Source organism: Paenisporosarcina quisquiliarum (assembly GCF_043641925.1).
Taxonomy (GTDB): domain Bacteria; phylum Bacillota; class Bacilli; order Bacillales_A; family Planococcaceae; genus Paenisporosarcina; species Paenisporosarcina quisquiliarum_A.
Genome location: NZ_JBHZRU010000006.1, coordinates 71,418 through 92,291 on the forward strand (window position 1 = coordinate 71,418; position 20,874 = coordinate 92,291).

Sequence of the window (20,874 nt, forward strand, 5' to 3'; positions counted from 1 at the left end):
CGCATAGTATTGACTGTTATCAATCAATTCTTAATGACTATCTTCTAAAAAATCAAATGTATTTCCGAATTTTTTAAAAATGGTCTTCTACTTATGATTACTCATAAAAAAAAGCTGGAAATGTTACCCTCCAGCGGTTTCTATATCTATTCAATCATCTTCTTTTCTTCTATCAATTTCTTCACATACCCATCTCTCAACTTCACAGATATAAATACACAGTCAACAAACAACACTCCGTTATCATCACGAACCTTAGCAGTCATAACAACCGGCAAGTCTTCCTTCGCTGCTTTCAATGCTATATACACTTCAGAAACAGAATCATTTAAATTGATTTGTGGCAATACATAGGATTGATAGTAAAGCCGCGATGGCAATGTTAATAACCGTTGGAATGATTGGTCAATTACTTCGCCCTCTTTGTATCCCAACATCATTAACATTTTTTCGTTAACTTCAAGAACTTGACCATCTTGATCAAATACTAAATAACCACATGGTGCATGGTACAGTTGTTCATCCATTTGAATCATCCTTTATTGTGCTTGTATTATTTTTTTGATTATGCGAATTGTTTCCTCAGGATGGCTTAGATGCGGGTAGTGCCCCGTTGCTTTCATCAACTGTAAATTGGAATTCGGAATCTGTTGCTCTAAATATTGTGCTGCTTCTATAGGGACCACGCTGTCACTGGACGTTTGCATGATGGTGGTTGGAACTGAAATAAGTGGCATCTCCCTGCGATGATCACAGTAGAATGTAACTTTTGCAAAATGTTTGGCGATTTCTTCATTTGTTGAAGTAAAGCTTTGCTGAAGTTCTTCCGTTAACACAGGACGATCTTCATTCTTCATAACAACAGGAGCTAAAAATTTTGACCAATCTTCAAAATTGCTTTCCATCATCTCAAAGAGTCCATTTAAATCTCTTTCATCGAATCCGCCTTCGTAGTCTGGGTAATCGTTTAAATATCTCGCTGAAGGTCCGATTAAAATCAATTGTTCAAAGGCTTCTGATTTCATGATCGACGCAAGCATACCAATCATTCCACCAATGGAATGGCCCACAAAGATAACATTTTCTAATTGTAATTCGTCTAACATTTCCAGTACATCTTCTGCGTAACCAACCAATGAATCATACTTCTTAAAATCATAAGCATCCTTAGTCGAATGCCCTGAACCCACATGGTCGAACGTTACCACCTTGTACTCTTCTTTGAATGCTGGTGTTACAAAACGCCACATTTTGTGATCACAACCAAATCCATGGCTAAAAACAATCGTCTTTTCACCTTCGCCAATAATCTTTACATAATTTCGTTCTTCAACCTTCATTGTTACTCCCCATTTCGCGACACGAATACTAGCGAATTGCAATCATACCATCCGTACCAATATGCGCTCTAACTTGGTATTCCTCGACCGCAAATGTATGAATTCGGTTACCAATTTGAAAATGCGTACCTTGATACACATGATCCACTTGAATAATACCGTCACTAGGTACACGAACGATTGTTTTCACGCCAACTTCTGAACCTAATTCATCTAGAATCACTTGTCGCCCAGCAACAATGACGCCACCTCGGCACACATTCGAAATTCGCACATTATTTCCCGCTTGTACATTGCAGTGGTAAGCACCTTGCCCGGTAATAAATATGTTCCCACTACAATAAAGTGAACTATTAATAGCGTAGCTTAACGATAAATTCGACTTAGGTTCAGGTGGAATACAATAGATTTCATAGATCTCTCTTACTTGTTCAATCAATCCATAGAAACTCTTTAAATCCATCGTCGAATCCGTTCTTGCCGTCATAAATTGATTATTTAAGCGGTTTGCCAATGTAATCCACTCGGCATCTAATACGCCTTCAGAAATTCGAACTTTTTGATTTAATTCATGGACTAACGTTTTTAAATGAATAAATTTCCGCTCCATTAAAAGTCGTATTAACTGTTTCAATTGTATGACGTTCATTTCCTGTTGACTGGAGTGATTTACACTGATGAACTGCGAAATGCTCATACTCATTTGATCAAGTTGGACTAATAATAATTTCAACATATCCGTCAATTCATTAAGAATGATAGTAGATTTTCCAACATCAATACACGACGAAAACACATTTTTCTTTACCGTCACAGATTGCCCAGATAGTATAGAAGCTTTTGTGATATTACCTTCTACAACTATTCTTCCTGCTGCCTCAACAATCATAGAATCGTCGATGTCTCCCTTAATGGTTACATCCCCTTGGAAACGAATGTGGCCGCTATCTACCGACACATCCCCGTGATGGACTAACTCTTTTACAATATCCACTTTCACAAGACGTCCCCGTTTTTCGATTACGGGTCTGCCGGAAGCTACCGCAATAATCTCATCACCTTTTCTTACCAAGTGTTTCGTTAGTCGCACATCAACCTCATAAATTGCTTTTGGCAAAACAACATTTCCATATAAATCAATGCCCGGTATCCCTTTCGTTGGAGGAATAATCTTTGCAATAATTTCCCCTTCTTCGACAGTTAAAATTGGATTCTTCTCACGAAAATCGACTTTTTTCTTTTGATCTCGAACGGATTGAAAAATAGAGTTGTCGAATATAACTTGCAGAGAACCATCTTTCCCATCAATCGGATAAGTTCCTTTGGCAATAAGAACTTTTTGTTCCTCAAATGAGTTAATCGCTACTGCTATTGCTTGATGATCTAAATTTCGCATAGCTGGAATTAAAGCCAGCTCTTGCATTACATCGGATATTGTTAATTCGTTATACGGAAGAATCGTTTCAGTCGCTGAAAGCACCATCGTATCTTCAGGTGATGTATCTTCTAAAAACCGCTGAATTCGTTGACCAGGGATAACCTGTAAATATGCTTCCATGTTTTGGTTTTCCAATAAAATATGAAACTCTGCTTCGTGTATCTCATTCTCTATATCAACTTCGATTCGATCCTGTTCTGAAACGATTTGTCGATTGGTCACATGTAACCCATTAATAGAAACTCGAACACCTTTCCCAATAATTAAAATCGGGTATTTATTGCGAGCAGATTTTACTTTAATTTCGCCATTTTCAATCCAAAGACCAAATGGTTCAGTGACAGAGTCAGAAGCATTTAGACTCTCTTTTTTATTCTCAATCATCGTAGTATTCTCAACATTAACTGGAAAAAGTTGTTCGTCACTGCTCATCTCATCAACCAGACGAGTTACATTTAAATTTGGTTGAACTTCTTCGGTAACTTCTAATTTTGTAATGGTTACTTCGGCAAATTGTTTTGTACGACCGAAAATGCCTTTACTAGGTGTGGAAAGCACGGCTATAGATACTTCATCCATTTGGGCACCTAGGATGGATAATGCCGTTTTCACTGCTTCTTCAACTGTTTCTGACTTAATGGTAATGGAAGGTTGCATCATCTTACTCCTTCCCCGCTAAGCTTTTTGCGATGTATTTTGTTTCAAAAGCATCGATATCCATCGGTTTTTCTAAATAATAACCTTGGAATACGGTACATCCAATAGACTTCAAAAATTCAGCTTCTTCTTTCGTTTCTACTCCTTCTGCTACTAATTCACAATTTAAATTTTCGGCAAAATCAACAAAAGAGCGTATGATTGCTTCCGACTGTGCATCGTTCCCAATTCGGTTTATAAAATATCGATCGATTTTGATTTTATTGACAGGAAAATGTGTAAGTGATTTAAAGAGCGAATACCCTGTTCCAAAATCGTCAATGGCGATACGTACACCGCGTTCTTGACAGTTCTTCATATTGTCTAAAGTTGTTTCTGACGCTTCAATTTGTGAATCCTCTGTAATTTCCAGCTCAATCATTTCAGCTGGTAAATCATAGCGCTCCAACAATTCAAAAAAGTCATCAAAGAAAGATCTTTGGGAAATTAAATAAGGTGTGACATTAATGGATATCGTTAAATCATAGCCAAATTTCTTTCGCCAGCTTGTCACAATCGAAAATACATCGGCCATCAAATAATAAGTGAGCTTTAGAATATTTCCGCTCTCTTCGGCAATTTCAATAAATTCAAGAGGAGAAATGGCACCTAAAACGGGATGATTCCATCTAGATAGCACTTCAAATCCTTTTAATTCACCAGTTACATAGTCAATTTGTGGTTGGTATTGAAAGTACACTCCGTTTTTCTGTAGATCCTCCGACAATGAATCTTCAATATTAACTCGGCGAGATAATTCACGCGTCATATTCGCATGGTAAAACTGATACTGATTGCCTCGCATTTTCTTTGCACGATACATAGACGTGTCTGCATAACTGAGCAATTCAGTTACATCTTGAGAGTCTGCTGGGTAGCGACTAATTCCGATACTGATGCTGATTGAGAAAGATAAGTGAGCATCAATAACAATCGGTTTTGCAAAAATAGCTGCAATTTCTCGAGCTAAAACTTCCAGCTCAAATCTACTTTTCTCACGAACGAAAATTAGAAATTCATCTCCACCAATACGTCCTATATGACCATGTGGAGATACTGCTTTATATAATTTTCTAGCTACCTTTTTTAATAAAATATCACCTTTGACATGTCCATATAAGTCATTAATATTTTTAAATCCATCAATATCTAAGTATAAAACGGAACTATCGGTATCTTTTTTAATGGCTTCATCAATTCGTTCAATCATCCATCGTCTATTCGGAAGTGACGTTAAATCATCGAAATAAGCGAACTGTTTTAAATCAGACTCTGATTTTTTGCGATCACTAATATTTTTGAAATAAACCGATATACCTCCCTCACGTTGTGGATACACATGCATTTCAAACCAACGATCATAGGGAGCATAATATGCTTCAAACGTTTGTGACTTTTGAGATTCGACAGTCTTCAAGTAATAGTGATAAAAATCGCTACCAATCGTGTCAGGGAACTCAAGCCATTTATTTTTGCCGACTAAGTAACCTGGCTCTCTCTCAAGTAGTTTACTAGCTGCCGTATTTATATGAGTGAAATTCCACTTTTCATCAAGAGAGTAAAACGCATCAGACATACTTTCTAACACATCATCCACATTCATTTTTAGAATATACTGTTCAGTAATATCTCTTGTTGTAATGACTAATCCGTGTTTTTTTTCAGAAATGACAAATCTTTTAGCCTTTAGATGATACCAACGAGGAGCAGTTTCACTCGGCATGGAGAAATGAAATGAAAATTCTTTAATATCACCTTCCAATACTTTTTGAAAAGCTTGGACTTCGACCGTTTTATTCAATTTTTTTAAGGCATCAAAATAATTTAATCCAATTTCTTCAGCTATTCCACTATTTTTTCTACTCTCTTCAATTGAACTGTGTGCTCCATTTGTACATATAACATTTCCCGCTTCATCCAATAAAATCGTATGATCTTCTAATACTTCAAAAAAAGACTGAAGATAATGATAATTTTCAAGCATACTCATGCCTCCTCACGACAACAACTATTATTTCCATTCTATCCTTATAAAAGGAATAAATCAAAGAAAACTGAATTTTTAGATAAATTTATAAAAAGTATAAAGTACCTATTTATCCCAATATACCATTTCTTTTGACATATGTATTCTACAAATTATGTGATTTTAAATAGAAAAATTAGTGTAAATTATCAATTAATAATCATCGTGGTTAATATAAAGAAATCCAGCAACATTAATTGCTGGATTCATTTAATACAAGAAAGTTATTCAAATATTGTTTTTCAAACTCAATTGCTTTTATTGGTTTACTAAAATAATAGCCTTGTGCAATTGTACATCCTAAGCTTTGAAGTAAACATAATTGATCTTCTGTTTCAGTACCTTCAGCTACAATATTCAAATTAAAGGTTTGACCAATTGTAATAATCGTCTTTAATAAGGCGATATCTTTTTCATTGCCATGTAAATCATTCATAAATGATTGGTCAATTTTTAATGTATCTATTGGCAAAGTCTTCAATAGATTTAATGACGAATAGCCCGTCCCAAAATCATCAATAGAAATGCAAACGCCAATTTCTTTCATATCTCGTAATATTGGAATAACTAATTCTGCATTTTCCATTACGCTTTCAGTTACTTCAATTTCAAGTTGCGGAGGGTCTATTTCATATACTTGAAGTGAATCATGAAGAAAATCAACAAAGCTACTGTCTCTTAATTGTCTTTGAGATACATTGATGGATGTGTTAAATTTTGGATAACCTGCTAAATGCCAAATTCTCATCTGTTCTAACACATCATTCACCACCCATTTGGTTATATCCAAAATGATGGCCGAATCCTCAGCAATCGGAATAAATTCCAAAGGAGATATTAAACCTAGCGTTGGATGATCCCAGCGAATCAAAGCTTCCATTCCCCATAATTCATTCGTCAGCAAATTAATTTTTGGTTGATAAACCATAAATAATTCGTTATTCTTAACTGCTTTTCTAAGCTCTGAATCAATAAAAGTTCTTCTTTCAAGTTGAGATTTCAATTGTTCGGTAAAGATTTTATACGTGTTCTTCCCATCTAGCTTCGCATAATACATGGCCGTGTCTGCCAAACCAATGAGTTCAAAAACATCATTTGTGTGGTCAGGTGTGGTACTTATTCCAATACTCGCCGTTAAGAAAATTTCATTTCCTTCTATATAATAGGGCTCTCTTAAATATTCAACGATGTCGTATGCAACTACCTTCACATGATCCAAATCTGAATCACATATCATCGCAATGAATTCATCTCCACCTAAGTGGTAAGTGGAAATATTTTTTTTATTGAAGAAACGAAGTCTGTTTGCGACATCTCTTAATAAATAATCTCCTACTTCATGTCCTAACGTGTCATTTACGATTTTGAATCGATCTAAATCAATAAATAGAATGCATGTTGAACTGTCTGCCGTTTTTCGCTTCTCTAATTCCATTAAAAGTTTTCTTCGATTTGCTAGACCCGTTAATTCGTTTAGTTCGACTTTTTGCTTTAAACGTCTTTCTTCTTCTTTTTGTTGCGTAATATCATGAATTACGACGATTGTTTTTTGATGTTCTTTCATTAATGAAAGCGAAGCAGATTGATGAAAAGTTGAGCCGTTTTTTCTTAATCCAATGCTTTCACCACGAGCAAAGCCATTTTCAAATAAAGGCTTAATCATTTCCTTTCTAATATCCTGAAGTGATTCGGTTGGATATAATTCTTGCCAATGCATGGAAGATAATTCTTCCTTCGTATAGCCATGGAGCTGAGCAAACGACTCATTTACAAACTCATAATTGCCTTCTGAGTTCGTAATTCCGATTGCGTCTATAGCAGAATCAAGAGCAAGTGAATAATCCATAAGCACACTTCTAGTTGAATCTAATTCCTTTTTGGAATGAAGATACTTATCCACCTGTAAACCGATTAACCAGCCAAGCCAAATGTTGATTGGAAAAACGATTGTCCTTTCCCATGAAAATTCATTTTGAACAAGGCCAAAAACATTTCCTATCAGAACTACTGCTGCGATACCAATTTGCCATCTCCACTTCATCCAACCACCACACTCTCATTTTTATAGGTAGAATTTTCACACAATTTATACATACTATCATGTTAGCAAATGGAAATTGAGTGGTCTATGTACCTAATGAATTATTTTTCGGCACGATAGTATAAAATACCCTAAAAATTTTAGGTAGAAAATCACTTCTTAATAGGTTATTAGAGGTCTATTTAATTTCAAGGAATCTACTGGTCTATTCAAGGATTCATAAGCTATCAATTTCAAGACTTCAATTCTAATTTTTTTTTACAAACAATTCGTTTCCGAAAAAAAGGAGTAACTGCATATGCAGTTACTCTTGATTTCTTTATTCCCAATTCACTCGGTGTCGATTTAGTTGTCTTCTTTCCTTACGACCATCGTTCTCAAACTTAGCTGCTAACAGTCCCATTACCACTCCTAAGGCTGCCCCACCCAATACTTCAATCGGTTGGTGACCTAATAGCTCTTTTAATTCTTTTTCGCGTTGTACATATTCAAAACTTGGAAATTCCCCCGAGAATTTAGAAATATTATCTTCTAAATCATTTACAAGTTGTGCAATCTCACCGGTATGTCGACGAATACCTTGTGCATCATACATAACAATTACACCAAATACAGTTGCAAGTGCTGTTTCCGTATGACGCGTTCCTTTATTCGCAGCTACATACGATGCTAACGCTGAAACGCCAGCTGAGTGGGAACTCGGCATTCCCCCTGTGGTGAAAGCTTGGCGCCAATCCCACACACCAGACACCTTTTTATGTGTTACTATTTTAAGTCCTTGAGCTAATGCAATTGCCGATAATGCTGTTACCATACCGCGATTCATGCTTCTCATTATTTCAACCTCCACTTCACGATTAAACCGATAATTTCATCGATTTTCTTTTATCTTCTTTCATTACCCCAATTCACCCATAATTATTCGAAAAGCATCCAAATTTCACACAAAAAAATGACCAAGATAATTTCTTGATCATTTCCTTCAATTATTTAGTTTAAAATCTTACTGACCACTGCTTTAATTTCATCATCAATAATTCGGCACCTTTTGGACTTAAAATCAATCCAGGTGCAAGTTCAGAATTACTCGATAATTTTTCACCAGTGATAAAACATGTTTGGTGTGGAGAATATTTTTTCAATACAAGATTTTCGCCATCTATGAAAAACTCAATTCGATCATCTTGTTTAATTTTCAATTCATTTCTCACATCTCTTGGAATCACCATTCGACCCAATTTGTCCATTGATCTCATCAATTTATTGCCCATGCTAATCCCTCCGTCACTATTTATGTAAAAACCTTATAATCAAATAGTAATGGATTCAGCACTGAGTAGATAGACAATTAGGTTGGGAAATCTTTTGCGAAAAAGCTCATTTTCTCATGTATTTTATCATTCGGTTTCCCAATAAAACGAAATTTAATCACGAAAAAACCATCTCATACAGTTAGAGATGGCAACTAATCATTCAAATATGAAATTAAATCTTTAAATACCGATTATCTCAAATGTCGTATATCCTCTGGGTCATCCTCTTTACGATCAGTCAAAATCCCCATTTGTTCTATATGTGCTCTCGCTGCATCATCACCTAATTGATAAATAATGGCATACAGCATTTTCTGCTGGGCATCATATCGGTCATTTTCCGGGTCATGATGATACTCCAAAAACGGAATATGAGAACGTACATAGGTTTCCATATCCGCTTCATGTTTTTTCTCTAACACCGTCTCTAACGCATGAATTTCTTGTCTATTTGCTTGAACCACAAAACTCGTACTTTCAAGAGGCTCAGGTAAAATACTCTCACTTACCAAATCGACATAATACGTCTCTTTTGTTTGATCCATTATTTTCATCTCCTCCATTCACTTGTTTTACTTCTACCCCTTAAGATGTAAATAAAACCTTATGACATGCAGTCAACTCATAATTCACACCTTTTGAAGGCATGGTAGAGATGAAAATATGAATGATAATAAAATGAACTGTGCCTCTCCATTCAAGTAAGTGAATCGAATCATTTAATACTGTTTTTCTATCTCATCCATATTATAAAATCTCAACATTTGCAGATACGGCAATTCCACTCAACGCTTGTGTTGCCAATCGATCCGATTCATTATTTACTTTCCTTGAAATAAGTTCATATTCGGGTTGAATTCCTAGATTCTTCATCTTCTCTTCAATCCGGTCAGCCCATTCTAAAAAGTTCTTTTCAAGAGTCGGCCATTCTTCTTTCATCTGATTAATAACGACTTGTGAGTCGCCAATAATTTTTACAGGTTGATGGTGGACATTTAAATGTTCTAGTTCTTGAACTGCTAAATAAAGTGCAGCATATTCGGCTTCGTTATTTGAAGTCAATTCACCTGAAGGGGCATTGCTTCTCAGTCTATATGTTTTGCCATTTTGTTCATAATAAATCACACAACCTAAACCTGATTTATTCGTTTCGTGGTCAAATCCTCCATCAAAATATACACTCACCTTATACGGTTCTGTTTCAAGACTCTTTAAATAAATTTTCATTTCTTTTATAGTCCAATTACTATCATATTGGTCAGTAAAAGTAATTCTCTTGATGCGACCTGTGCGCTCCAAATCTTCAGCAATCAGGAGAGCATGTGCGACTGGCAATTCTTCAGAGTGAAATTCTGCTTCTGTCCCTTTTGGAGTTTTATAGATCCAGTCAATTCTAATTTTCATGGCGAATCATCCCTCATAATTCATAGTTCTATTCATCATTCCCATTTCCCTTTTTTGATAGTCTAAATTGTGTCCGACGATTAACTCATATCATTGATTAAGCAAAATTTAAAAACCTTCGACAAAATGACTAAGTCAATTTGTCGAAGGTATATTTAAGATAAATAATATTTCGTAAAGTAGTTACTCCGCACCCTCTTCAAAACTAAACTGCCATACCACACCGAATTTATCCTCTAGAGCACCATACGAAGGACTCCAAAATGTTTCTTGAAGTGGCATGGATACTTTGCCATCTTCAGCAAGAGCATTAAATTCTGCCTCTAACTTTTCTTTGTCTCCAGTAACAATCGCCAAAGTAATGTTTTTACCGAAGGTCACAGGAGCATTTGGCATGGAATCTGAGAACATGACCGTACTGCCATGAACGTTAAGTCGAGCATGCATCATCAATTCCTTCATCTCTTCAGGTAGAACAAAATTAGGATCTGCAGGCATATCACCAAACTTAGAAATTTCAGGTTTTTCTTGTCCAAAAACTTCTGCATAATACTCGACAGCTTCTTTACAGTTTCCATTGAAATTAAAGTACACGTTTACTGGCACCTCAACATCTCCTCACCTTTATATTCTAGTAATCATAACATCTTTACTTCTTCCTTGAAATATCAGCTACTGGATGTTTCCGTGAAGCACCTTTTTGTCCATTATTAGATTTCTTTTTATCCTTATGATCCACTTTAATCACAATAGTTGTTAAAGCATCGATCGTTAACGTGTCTTTCGTTAATGTAAATCCTGATTTCTTATGAACTTTCTTCGTTCCCGCTTCCTCACTATCGACTAAGACATCCCCTTTGGATAAATCCAAATCTCCCAAAGTTAAGGTTCTAGCTTCTGTATCTGCATTTACAAATACATTGTAATCCCCTGTATTGTCCGTCGACTTACTTTCGTAAGCAATGACTAAATCAGACTCATTTATCTCAGGGAATTCCAATAAAGTTACATTTGTATCTACTAACTCCTTATCTCCTAACCTGAAAGCATTAGTAGATCTACGTAATTTAATTAGACCTTCTGTGTATTCTCGTGTAGTTGTATTCACTTTATATTCTTTTTTGTTCGTCGCTTTTTCCCAATCGAATTTATTAATTGCATCAGAAGAATCATACGAATCATGAATGAAGTATCCAAACGAATTCCCGTCTGTATCACTTAGTTCATGATATTTCTGTTCAGGAACACCTTCACCTAACCATTGCTTTGTTCTTCCATATTCTTGCCCAGCGTGAATAAATGCTGTACCTTGAGACGTTAAAATCATTGAGTTCCCAATACGAATCCGTTTATGAATTTCTAAATTATTTTCAGCAATTTTTGGATCCTTTTTAATGGATTGCGCAATCACATCGTATAGCGGTAAGTTATCATGTGCAGCAATGTACTGAACCATATCACCTGGATCGTCGTCAGCTGTATTCGATGGCTGACCTTTGATGTTATTGAAAATGGTCGTGATATTTCGTGCGCCACCTGTAATAAATCTAGGCTCACCTTCTGAACCGAATCCAGATTTCAATTCGTTACGGATTTCGTCAGAGAATACGCCAACATCGTCCGTTTTGTCCATCCAGTCCTGATCTGCTCCCATTCCTGCAAGTGATGGGTCAGAAATTTGACCAGCAAACGTTCTCCATCCTTCACCAATAAATAATGCATCTGGATTTACAGAAGCAGCTGCATCATATGTATTTTGAATGGAAGGATACGTCGCGTCACCCATCATATCAAATCGCATGCCATCAATCTTGTATTCTTCGAACCAATACTTCACCGAATCGACCATCAATTTCTCAGCCATTGTATGATTCGTAGCCAAGTTGTTACCAAAACCGCCTAAGAAATTACCTTTCGAATCTTGGAACGCATAATAATTCGGCACTATATCATTTAATTGGCTAGCTTTCGCCATATGCGTGTAGACCACATCAAACACGACACCCATCTCAGCATCATGAATTGCATCAATTAATTCTTTCAGCTCTTTTACGCGCAATTCAGGATCCGTTGCATCCTCTGAATACGCACCATCTGGTGAGAAGTAATTATGTGGGTCATAGCCCCAGTTGTATTCATTGCCACCAGCTGAATATTCTAGTTCCCGCTCATCCATTTTCGTTTCATCGCCATAATACCAAGCCATGACCGGAAGGAGCTGAACATGAGTAACACCTAATGACTTAATATAGTCGAGTTTGTCAATAAAACCTTTGTAAGATCCCCATCTCGATTTTAAGTCCTTTTCAATAGTAGGGTCAGATGTAAAGTCACGAACATGAACTTCGTAAATGACCGCATCTTCCCGCTTCTCGTAACCGTCAATTTGGGCATGACCGAAACCTGAAGGATTCGTATCACTTAAATCAACAATAGCAGCTTTACCAACCGTATCGCCGTCCAGGCCCGCATTTCCTTCTGTATTCACAGTGAATGCCGCCATTGATTTTGCATAAGGATCTAAAACTGTTTTTGTTACGCCATCATTTGTGACTTCGTACTGATAATAATATCCATTCAAATCAGCTACTTCTAAATCGCTAGAAAGTATTTCTTTTGACCAAACACCTTGTTCTTCTAGTGTTAAATCTATACTGCCAATTGGCATTGCCGCGTCATCTTTATCAAAGAAATTGGCAACAACTTTGCTAGCTTTAGGTGCCCATAATTTTAATGTGGCATTACCATCTTTGTATGTCGCACCTAAATCATCCCCATCATACGCATACATTTCATCTAGCAATCTCCATCCTGTCGAAGCTGAAACAGTTCTGCCTGCATACGTAATCGACAATGGAAGTTTGTCTAAAGCGAATGTTGCTTTTACTTCAACTGATGTGTCGCCTGTTATTTCAACACTTTCTACAACAACTTCTGTTCCATCGATATCTTTAATGACTAAATCCGTTTTCAACTTTTCAGCTGTTAACCCGTCAGTCATCGTAAATCCTAATAGAATGGTATTTTCAGAAATGACTTCACCCGATACAATTCCTGATGCTACTTCTTCATAAGGAGAAATATAAACCGTATCATCACCTTGCTTAATCCATAAGTGATTATACTTATCGAGTAAGTTAAATGATTTATCTCCTGCATCTTTTTCGTGTGTTTCTTGATTCACAATTAGGAACCCAAGATCTTTCGCATCTTCTTTAAGCTCGATATCCGCGTAAGCACCATAACGATCTACCCCACCTAAATCAACTGCATCTGTTGGCCAAGTAACTGAAGGTGTTGCTGTATCTCCCCAGTTCCATACGCCAAAGTTTTCGTAATCTCCGTTATCACGTGTGTAGTGAATACGAACCGTGTTCTCTGGTAAATCAACCGGTTCGTACGTATACACTTTATCCGAACCTTGCTTAATCCAAATTTCGTTCATTTCTGGTAAAGCAATCGTAAAGCCTTTATCGCCACCATCTTTACCAGCATCCCCTTTTGTTATGTCCATAACAAGGAAGCCAATATTTTTTGCACCTTCAGTTAGTGGAACATCAATGTAAGCTCCATAGCTGTCGGTTTTTTCAAACATAGTCGCACCTACCGGCCAGTTTGCAGATGGTGAAGCGACATCATTCCAAAGCCATGCTCCATAGTTTTCATAAACATTATCTTCGCGGTTATAGTGAATGCGAATGCTGTTAGCTGGAATCGGCTCAACTTCTACACCGCCTTCTTCAGTAGCAACCGCACCAGTAATACTGCCACCTTCAGTTGTTAATAAAACTGTACCACCTTCAGCTCTACTTGGAAGTGTTAAAAGAACTTCTCCAGCTTCATTCGTTTCATAAATCTCACCCGAATAATGGTTAGTTACCACAGCATCTATTGAATCAACCGTTAATGTTACCTTTTTTGCTTCTTCCGCAACATTTAAACCAACGTACACAGATTCATCGTTATACGCTCGAGAGAATAACAAGAACTGATCTTTATCCGAACCACCTACAAATGTTCGTTCTCCTTTAGCAAACACTTTTGAATGGTCACTTCGGAAATTAAGAACTTTCGTATAGTGATCTAAAATATCATTATTTTCAACTTGATCCCACGCAAAGTCATACCGATTATCGTATTGTGGGTAGTTATTGGCTCCCGTTAAACCAAGCTCTTCGCCGTAATAAATAACAGGTTGTCCTTTTGCAGTCGCTTGTAGAGAGGCAGCCACTTTTAACTTGCCTTCATCTCCTCCCAAAGAATGCAAAAACCCATCTTCATCGTGACTACCAAGGAATTGGCCCAATGTAGCGGTATTATCGAGTTTCCCGTTACGCGAAACTAACGCTTCATTGGAAGCTTTTAATTGACCATTCACGAAATTACGAGCTGTATTTTTAAACTCAAAATCTAGTAATGAATCCATCATCCCTGTTTCAAGGTAACCGAGATTATTGTTAACATTGGCACCCCAAGCTTCACCAATCATTTTAAACTCAGGTTTCTTTTCTGTTAACGCAGTTTTGAACTTCATCCATGTTGTATCTTCAACATGTTTCACTGTATCTACGCGGAAGTAGTCAATCGTATTTCCTTTATCCGTAGTAGCTTGTTCAATCCAGCTTGTTTGCCAATCAATGATTTGCTGACGAACTACAGGGTCTTCTGTCTTAATGTCAGGTAGACCTGCTAATTCACCAACCACTTCATCCGTTCCAATATCAGCCCCTTGACGGACAATATTGCTAAATCTCGAACGATCTTCATCTGTTGGGAAACCTGCAGGTGGATTCACCATGTCCCCGTCAATTTCTTTTAAGCCGTAACCTGTATGATTTAATACCACATCGACCATGATTTTCATGTCTCGCTCATGAGCAGCATCAATTAATTCGTGGAAATCTTCCATTGTTCCAAAATGCGGATTTAATTCCCCGAAATTGTTAGCCCAATAGCCATGATAAGCATAGTAGGGTTCACCGTTTTCGCCAGAACGAACATCATATTTAACGTTTTCGACGATTGGACTAATCCAAATCGTATTGACACCAAGATTATCAAGATAATCGAGCTTCGTCGTAATCCCTTTTAAATCCCCACCTTGATAAGTCCCACGTTTAGACGAATCATAGGTAAGGTCGTAAGGGTCATTATTAGTAGAATCGCCATCAAAGAATCGATCCGTTAACATAAAGTAAATAACGGACTCGTCCCAATCAAAATCAGCATCTCCTGTTGATTGTCTCGTTTTCACTTCAACTTGAGTCGAACCTTCGTAGTTGTTTCCATATGAATCTACTGCAGTTAATGGAATTGTTTTCATTCCTGCTGTTGTATCTTCATCTACTGCAATCGCAATTCCTTTTAATGAAGGATCGATCTCTAGCTTATCTGATCCCCCAATAGAAGATGCATCCGCAAAGATTTTTGTAATCGTTACATCATCTGTCAATCCTTCGATACCTACAGTTAAAACAGCGTTTTGATTGTAGTCAATAGCTGCAGGTTCAACTAAACCTGTCACCGTTAAATCTGCCTGACGGAAATCAATCGTTGAAATACCATCTACTGTATTGTAAGGATCACTTACTTCCGATGTATCCCCATCTTTTGTTACAAGAAATGAATATGGGGTTTCCCCATTTGGAATGTCGTTGTAAGAAAGGACGAATCTCTCATTCTCAGGTTCGTACGTCATTTCCTTTATTTCTCCATTAAACTTTAACTCCACTTTTTCAATCGTATGCATCGCATCGTTTGTAAAAAGGTCTTTATCACGGTAATAAAACGTCGCATCACCTTGATCGATAACAGGAGCTGACCCATCAGGGACAATTCGAATTTGCTCGACCCCACTTGTGATGTACGCTTTCGTCAATGAGTCGTTTTTATTTACTTGAATAAAACGATCACTAAACTCTTTTTGCGCTGTGTTCCAGTCATAAGTGCTTCGAAGAACAAAGCCAAATTGTTCCGTTTCAGGTGCAACCGCAATATGAACAGTTGCTTCACTACCTTCTTTCGTTTCGAAATCAATTTGATCATCTTTAACACCGGTGTTCCAAGCCCAAATGTTCCATTCGCCAAAGTTTTCATCCTCACGAATATACGTAAAACGGACTTGACGGTCTGCCGATTCAGTTGATTCAACCTCATTGGTCTTTACCGTATCTACCGCAAATGCCTGTTTTGCTGGAACAAATGGTAGCCACATACTTAGAGTCATCATCATAACCATAAAAATAGAGAACTTGCGCTTCGTATTTTTTGATATTATCACTGCTTTGTTTCCTCCTCTTGATTTTGCAATCGCTTACACAAGTCTCGAAAAGGTAATCTACTTAAATAGATGGACTAATGCAATCGTTTGCACTTTTATTATGATAAAAGAGCCAGCAAATTGCTGACTCTCGTATTTATTATTTACCTTGTTTAGAAACCGAGAACTTTTGAGTTGCCTCGTGACCTACCAAATCAACCACTTTTAATTCAAATGAATTTTTACCTTTTACTAAAGGCAATTCGATTTCAATTGTTTGTTCGTAACCTAACATTGCGTAAGGCTCAGAAATTGGTTTGTAGAATACTTCGCTACCATTTAAATAAACACGGACTTCATCAAAATTGTCGCCGACTTTTACTTTAATGACTGGGTTATCAGCATTTGCTTTAACTGTTTTCGGCACTGTTGATTTTACCGCTTCAATAGTTGGTTTTGTTGTATCCACAAAAATTCTGCGCGAAATCGCCATCGTGTTACCAAATTCATCAATCGCTTCTACATTTACAACTTGTACACCATCAGCAAGTGTTAAAGTATGCGAGAAGTTCACGCCATCAAATGAAGTTACACTCTCACCATTCACTTTTAATGAAACAATGTTTGAAGCGTCTTCAACCGCTCCACTTACTTCCACTTGTGAAGAAGTGTTGTATCCGAAGAAACTTGGAGAGTCGATATAGATAACTGGTTCTACTGTTTCTGGCTCGTTTGGCGTTGAAGAATCGTCATCTGATCCACCATCTCCAGGAGTAGTTCCTGAACCTGTATCTGGCTCTTCCCCTTCAACTTCTTCATAATCCGCACTCGTTGTTTTAATTGCAAATGTTTGTTCCGTCACGTTTCCAGCAATATCCCATACTTTAAGTGTAACTTTGTCGCCTTTTTTCACGTTTGTGACTTCATATTGTGATGCAAGCTCTGCAAATTCTTCACGTTCAACACCGTTTACATATACTTCTACTCGATCAAGTCCAATGCCAGCATCTTGAAGTGTGTTCGTCGAAATGATGTTTTTCTTATGATCGAATTTGTATTTAGCTTCTGGTGCTTTCGTATCCACATAGATTGGGAATTCAACTGATTGCCATTCTGCACCTTCAAAGTCAATAACTCCACGCAATTGAATGTAGTACTGACCATCTGCAGCCGGCTTACCATTAATCATACCGTCCCAAGCATTTGCTGAACTATATTTATAAGCAGGATTTGTTGCTGAATTAATATAGTTTTTCGTCATGTTCATTTCAGTACGAATCGTACGGACTTTGTTACCTTCAGCATCCAACACGTTGATTTCCAGGTTTTTCGCATTACGTAGCAATGAGTACACTGGAGTTGCTGAATCGATATTGCCATCCCCATTTGGAGAGAATGCAAATTTCGATGGATCGAAGTTCGTCCCTAGTGATGGACCAGCGATGTAACTTCCGTTTTCATCTACCAAACCTTGGTAGCCCCAATAAGTCGAGGATTCCCAAGCACTACCATCAAAGATGGACGCGTCGTCCCATGAACCGTTGAAACCGAAGAACGGCACAGTTAATGGTACATTCCCTGACGTTTCTTCAGTTGGATCATTCAACATAACAAAACCGTCAATGAAGAAGCCATTAATGAATGCTTCGTAACCTACCTCGTCTTTCAATAGAGAAGCATCAACAGATACTTGAATTTCAGTTTCACCATTTGCAGCTATTTCAATAGTTTCAGGAGCATTTACATCAACCAAATCAGTTACAATGTTAGATCCATAAATATTAGGTACAACTACGTCATATCCAGAAATTTTACCTGCATAGTCTGTTTGAAGTTGAACATCCACATTGAAGTTTTTCACTTCATCCGAGTAGTTTTTCGCTTTTAAAGTAAATGTGAACTTGCCTTCTTTGATTTCTTTTAATGCTACTTTCGCTTCACCTGTTGCAGTGTTTGTAACCATGACATCTGTTTCTAAAGCGTTAGCAAGTTGCATGATTCCTGCCCCTTGCCGTCTTGGAGAAACGTACTCTTTCATTCCACCATATTCAGCCAAAACTACTGGTTTTGCTGTGTTCATCATCAAGTTCTTCGCGAACTGTACTCGTTCTGCACCAGTCAATCCAAACTCTTCATTCACACGTTCCATAACAAGTGCAGTACCACCTGCTACATGCGGTGCAGCCATCGAAGTTCCACTCATTAAACCATAAGAATCATTGTTTAATGTAGAGAAAATGTTACCACCAGGAGCTGTGATTTCAGGTTTGAAATCTAAGTTAGGTGTTGGTCCCCACGACGTAAATGTACTCATTTTCCCCGCTGATGGACTTGCTGTTTCGAGGTATTGACCGTCAAATCCAACTGTTACTTCTTGTCCCTGTTCTAGTGCAGTCTTAAGTGCTAATCCATCCACTTGAAGTGCAGACATGTAAGGAATTTTGATTTCAGAACTAGAAGCCATACTAATAGTACCGGCTGCATTGTTATAAATAATAACACCTTCAGCCCCTGCAGCTTGAGCATTTAAGCCTTTTTCAACAAACGCAATACTTCCACGTGATACCAACGCAAATTTACCAGTTAAGTCCTTACCTGCAAAATCAGCTGACGTTCCAAATCCTGCAAATTCAATAGGGTATTCTTCTAATGGTAAATCATTTGGTTCAGCATCATTTGCAAGTAGGAATAGTGCTCGACCAGCTTCTACTCCATCAAATTCATATGTGAAACTTGAAGCTGTTATTGTACTATTTTCAAAAGATGCAACACCAAATGAATCTTCTGATACAGAAGGTGACCCCGTTAAACCATAGTCCTGATTATTTGCCATAGGATAAAAAGTACCTGATCCAAACATATCCGAATTACCAGCAGAAATAGCAACTAAAACACCATTATCTTGGGCTCTTGTAACAGCCATTTGTTCAGGGTTCGAGTTATCTACATAACCTGCTGTAGCACCTAGCGACATATTAATAACGTCTGCACCAAGTTTAATTGCATCATCAATTGCTTTCACATAGATATCACCAAATGTAGACGGGAAAAGTGGATCATTTCCAAAAACTTTTAGCGCTAAAAGTTGAGCTTCTGGTGCTACACCTTTAATACCGCCATTTTCCTCAACACCATTCGCGCCAACAGTACCTGATACGTGCATCCCATGCATGGAAGCACCTGGACCTAAATCACGAACTTCTTGGTTTCCATCCATATAGTTATAACCATAAGGGACTTTATCTGTGTAGTATTTTCCTGGCTCAATTTCACCAGCATCAACTAACGCAGATACTTCATCAGAAGTAATTTCTTCATCAGTTTCAGCCGACAAGATCATATCCCGGTGACTTGGGTCGATACCTGTATCAATTACCCCCACTACCATTCCTTCACCTTTAAATGAATATTTTTCCCAAGCTAATTGGGCTTGTACCAATTCTTTTGAATGAACCATGTTTGGTTCTTCCGTTGGACGTGTATATTCATTTGTTTCATATACCGCTTTTACACCCTCAGTTTGAGCAATACTAGCAACATCTCCAGCAACTACTTCTGCAGAGAATCCATTGAATACAGTTGTAAACTCTTCTTTAAATTTAATATTTTTAGATTTGCCTTTTACTTTATCTTTTACATTCTTTTGATCAGACTTAATTGATGCTTCTAAACCCTTACGCTCTGATTTCGGAAGATCCTTATAGAGTTTCCCTTTTTTTGTTGCCGCTTCAATCGCAGGAGCTTTCTCAAGCTCCACGATAATACGAACGATCTCATTCGCATTCTCTGGTGCAATTAATCTTTCCGGCAATTTCAAAGCAGGTTTCTGCATTTGAATAGCTGGTATTTGTTTAGCCAATTGAGTTGCTGCTAAAGGTGCAGGTACCCCAAATGACGCCGTACTAAGTGCAAGTGTTGTAGCAATTGCGAGAATCATATTTTTTCTCTTCATTCCCAATCTACTTTCCTCCCTAGTCGTTTTTCACGTATTAGACGAACTTTACAACTATATTAAATTTCTGTCTAAAGTATGTGACAAATTGAAATTTAACATATATTCCGACTATTTAAAATACTTTTTAGACTTCCTAATATTACATTTTCATTACAAATTTTAGTAAGGTTGGAAATCTAGATAAATAGAATTATCCTTTCGACAAAATCTTAGGAATATGCGTTTATACGGCAAAAAAACACGTAGTTCAATAGACTACGTGCAGATTTGATAATTATGAAATTAAAAATTAATTTTTAAAATCTTATAATAAAGTGAAAATAATCCTTCACAAAATTAAGCTTTATGTAACTTCTTTTTTAACGCATGAACTAGTTTATCGATATCTTCTTTATTACTGAT

Annotated in this window: 12 protein-coding genes; all 12 read right to left on the reverse strand. The window is 37.2% G+C overall.

Features of this window, described 5'->3' with window-relative positions; genetic code table 11:
• Positions 1-146: 146 nt before the first annotated feature.
• Positions 147-527 (reverse strand): PAS domain-containing protein, encoded by a 381-nt coding sequence (locus ACHUE4_RS06325; RefSeq protein ID WP_394188532.1) that lies wholly within the window; start codon positions 525-527, stop codon positions 147-149.
• 12 nt (positions 528-539) lie between these two features.
• The gene (locus ACHUE4_RS06330; protein ID WP_394188533.1) at positions 540-1,340 is read right to left on the reverse strand and encodes an alpha/beta fold hydrolase; all 801 of its coding nucleotides are present in this window, start codon (positions 1,338-1,340) and stop codon (positions 540-542) included.
• A gap of 28 nt (positions 1,341-1,368) precedes the next feature.
• The gene (locus tag ACHUE4_RS06335) at positions 1,369-3,435 is read right to left on the reverse strand and encodes a flagellar assembly protein A (RefSeq protein WP_394188534.1); all 2,067 of its coding nucleotides are present in this window, start codon (positions 3,433-3,435) and stop codon (positions 1,369-1,371) included.
• A 4-nt stretch (positions 3,436-3,439) separates the two neighbouring features.
• Positions 3,440-5,458, reverse strand: coding sequence for an EAL domain-containing protein (locus ACHUE4_RS06340; protein ID WP_394188535.1), 2,019 nt, complete (start codon positions 5,456-5,458; stop codon positions 3,440-3,442).
• A gap of 235 nt (positions 5,459-5,693) precedes the next feature.
• On the reverse strand, positions 5,694-7,541 hold the full coding sequence (locus ACHUE4_RS06345) for a putative bifunctional diguanylate cyclase/phosphodiesterase (RefSeq protein ID WP_394188536.1): 1,848 nt from the start codon (positions 7,539-7,541) through the stop codon (positions 5,694-5,696).
• Between the two features lie 319 nt (positions 7,542-7,860).
• Positions 7,861-8,376, reverse strand: coding sequence for a divergent PAP2 family protein (locus tag ACHUE4_RS06350; protein WP_394188537.1), 516 nt, complete (start codon positions 8,374-8,376; stop codon positions 7,861-7,863).
• A gap of 160 nt (positions 8,377-8,536) precedes the next feature.
• Complete coding sequence (locus ACHUE4_RS06355; RefSeq protein ID WP_394188538.1) at positions 8,537-8,812, reverse strand: AbrB/MazE/SpoVT family DNA-binding domain-containing protein; 276 nt, start codon at positions 8,810-8,812, stop codon at positions 8,537-8,539.
• Positions 8,813-9,045: 233 nt separating this feature from the next.
• Positions 9,046-9,399: a hydrolase gene (locus tag ACHUE4_RS06360; RefSeq protein ID WP_394188539.1), complete on the reverse strand. Its 354-nt coding sequence runs from the start codon at positions 9,397-9,399 to the stop codon at positions 9,046-9,048.
• A 202-nt stretch (positions 9,400-9,601) separates the two neighbouring features.
• A complete protein-coding gene (locus ACHUE4_RS06365) occupies positions 9,602-10,258 on the reverse strand; it encodes a reverse transcriptase-like protein (protein WP_394188540.1) in 657 nt (218 codons plus the stop codon).
• 183 nt (positions 10,259-10,441) lie between these two features.
• The gene (locus tag ACHUE4_RS06370) at positions 10,442-10,864 is read right to left on the reverse strand and encodes a VOC family protein (RefSeq protein ID WP_394188541.1); all 423 of its coding nucleotides are present in this window, start codon (positions 10,862-10,864) and stop codon (positions 10,442-10,444) included.
• Positions 10,865-10,907: 43 nt separating this feature from the next.
• The gene (locus tag ACHUE4_RS06375) at positions 10,908-16,538 is read right to left on the reverse strand and encodes a pullulanase (protein WP_394188542.1); all 5,631 of its coding nucleotides are present in this window, start codon (positions 16,536-16,538) and stop codon (positions 10,908-10,910) included.
• Between the two features lie 139 nt (positions 16,539-16,677).
• Positions 16,678-20,469, reverse strand: coding sequence for a S8 family serine peptidase (locus ACHUE4_RS06380; RefSeq protein ID WP_394188543.1), 3,792 nt, complete (start codon positions 20,467-20,469; stop codon positions 16,678-16,680).
• Positions 20,470-20,874 lie beyond the last annotated feature (405 nt).

Bases quoted from the DNA above. Each gene is read 5' to 3' on its own strand.
- ACHUE4_RS06350 (WP_394188537.1), bottom strand. From the start codon at position 8,376: ATGAGAAGCATGAATCGCGGTATGGTAACAGCATTATCGGCAATTGCA.
- ACHUE4_RS06330 (WP_394188533.1), bottom strand. From the start codon at position 1,340: ATGAAGGTTGAAGAACGAAATTATGTAAAGATTATTGGCGAAGGTGAA.
- ACHUE4_RS06355 (WP_394188538.1), bottom strand. From the start codon at position 8,812: ATGGGCAATAAATTGATGAGATCAATGGACAAATTGGGTCGAATGGTG.
- ACHUE4_RS06325 (WP_394188532.1), bottom strand. From the start codon at position 527: ATGGATGAACAACTGTACCATGCACCATGTGGTTATTTAGTATTTGAT.
- ACHUE4_RS06345 (WP_394188536.1), bottom strand. From the start codon at position 7,541: ATGAAGTGGAGATGGCAAATTGGTATCGCAGCAGTAGTTCTGATAGGA.
- ACHUE4_RS06335 (WP_394188534.1), bottom strand. From the start codon at position 3,435: ATGCAACCTTCCATTACCATTAAGTCAGAAACAGTTGAAGAAGCAGTG.
- ACHUE4_RS06380 (WP_394188543.1), bottom strand. From the start codon at position 20,469: ATGAAGAGAAAAAATATGATTCTCGCAATTGCTACAACACTTGCACTT.
- ACHUE4_RS06340 (WP_394188535.1), bottom strand. From the start codon at position 5,458: ATGCTTGAAAATTATCATTATCTTCAGTCTTTTTTTGAAGTATTAGAA.
- ACHUE4_RS06365 (WP_394188540.1), bottom strand. From the start codon at position 10,258: ATGAAAATTAGAATTGACTGGATCTATAAAACTCCAAAAGGGACAGAA.
- ACHUE4_RS06360 (WP_394188539.1), bottom strand. From the start codon at position 9,399: ATGGATCAAACAAAAGAGACGTATTATGTCGATTTGGTAAGTGAGAGT.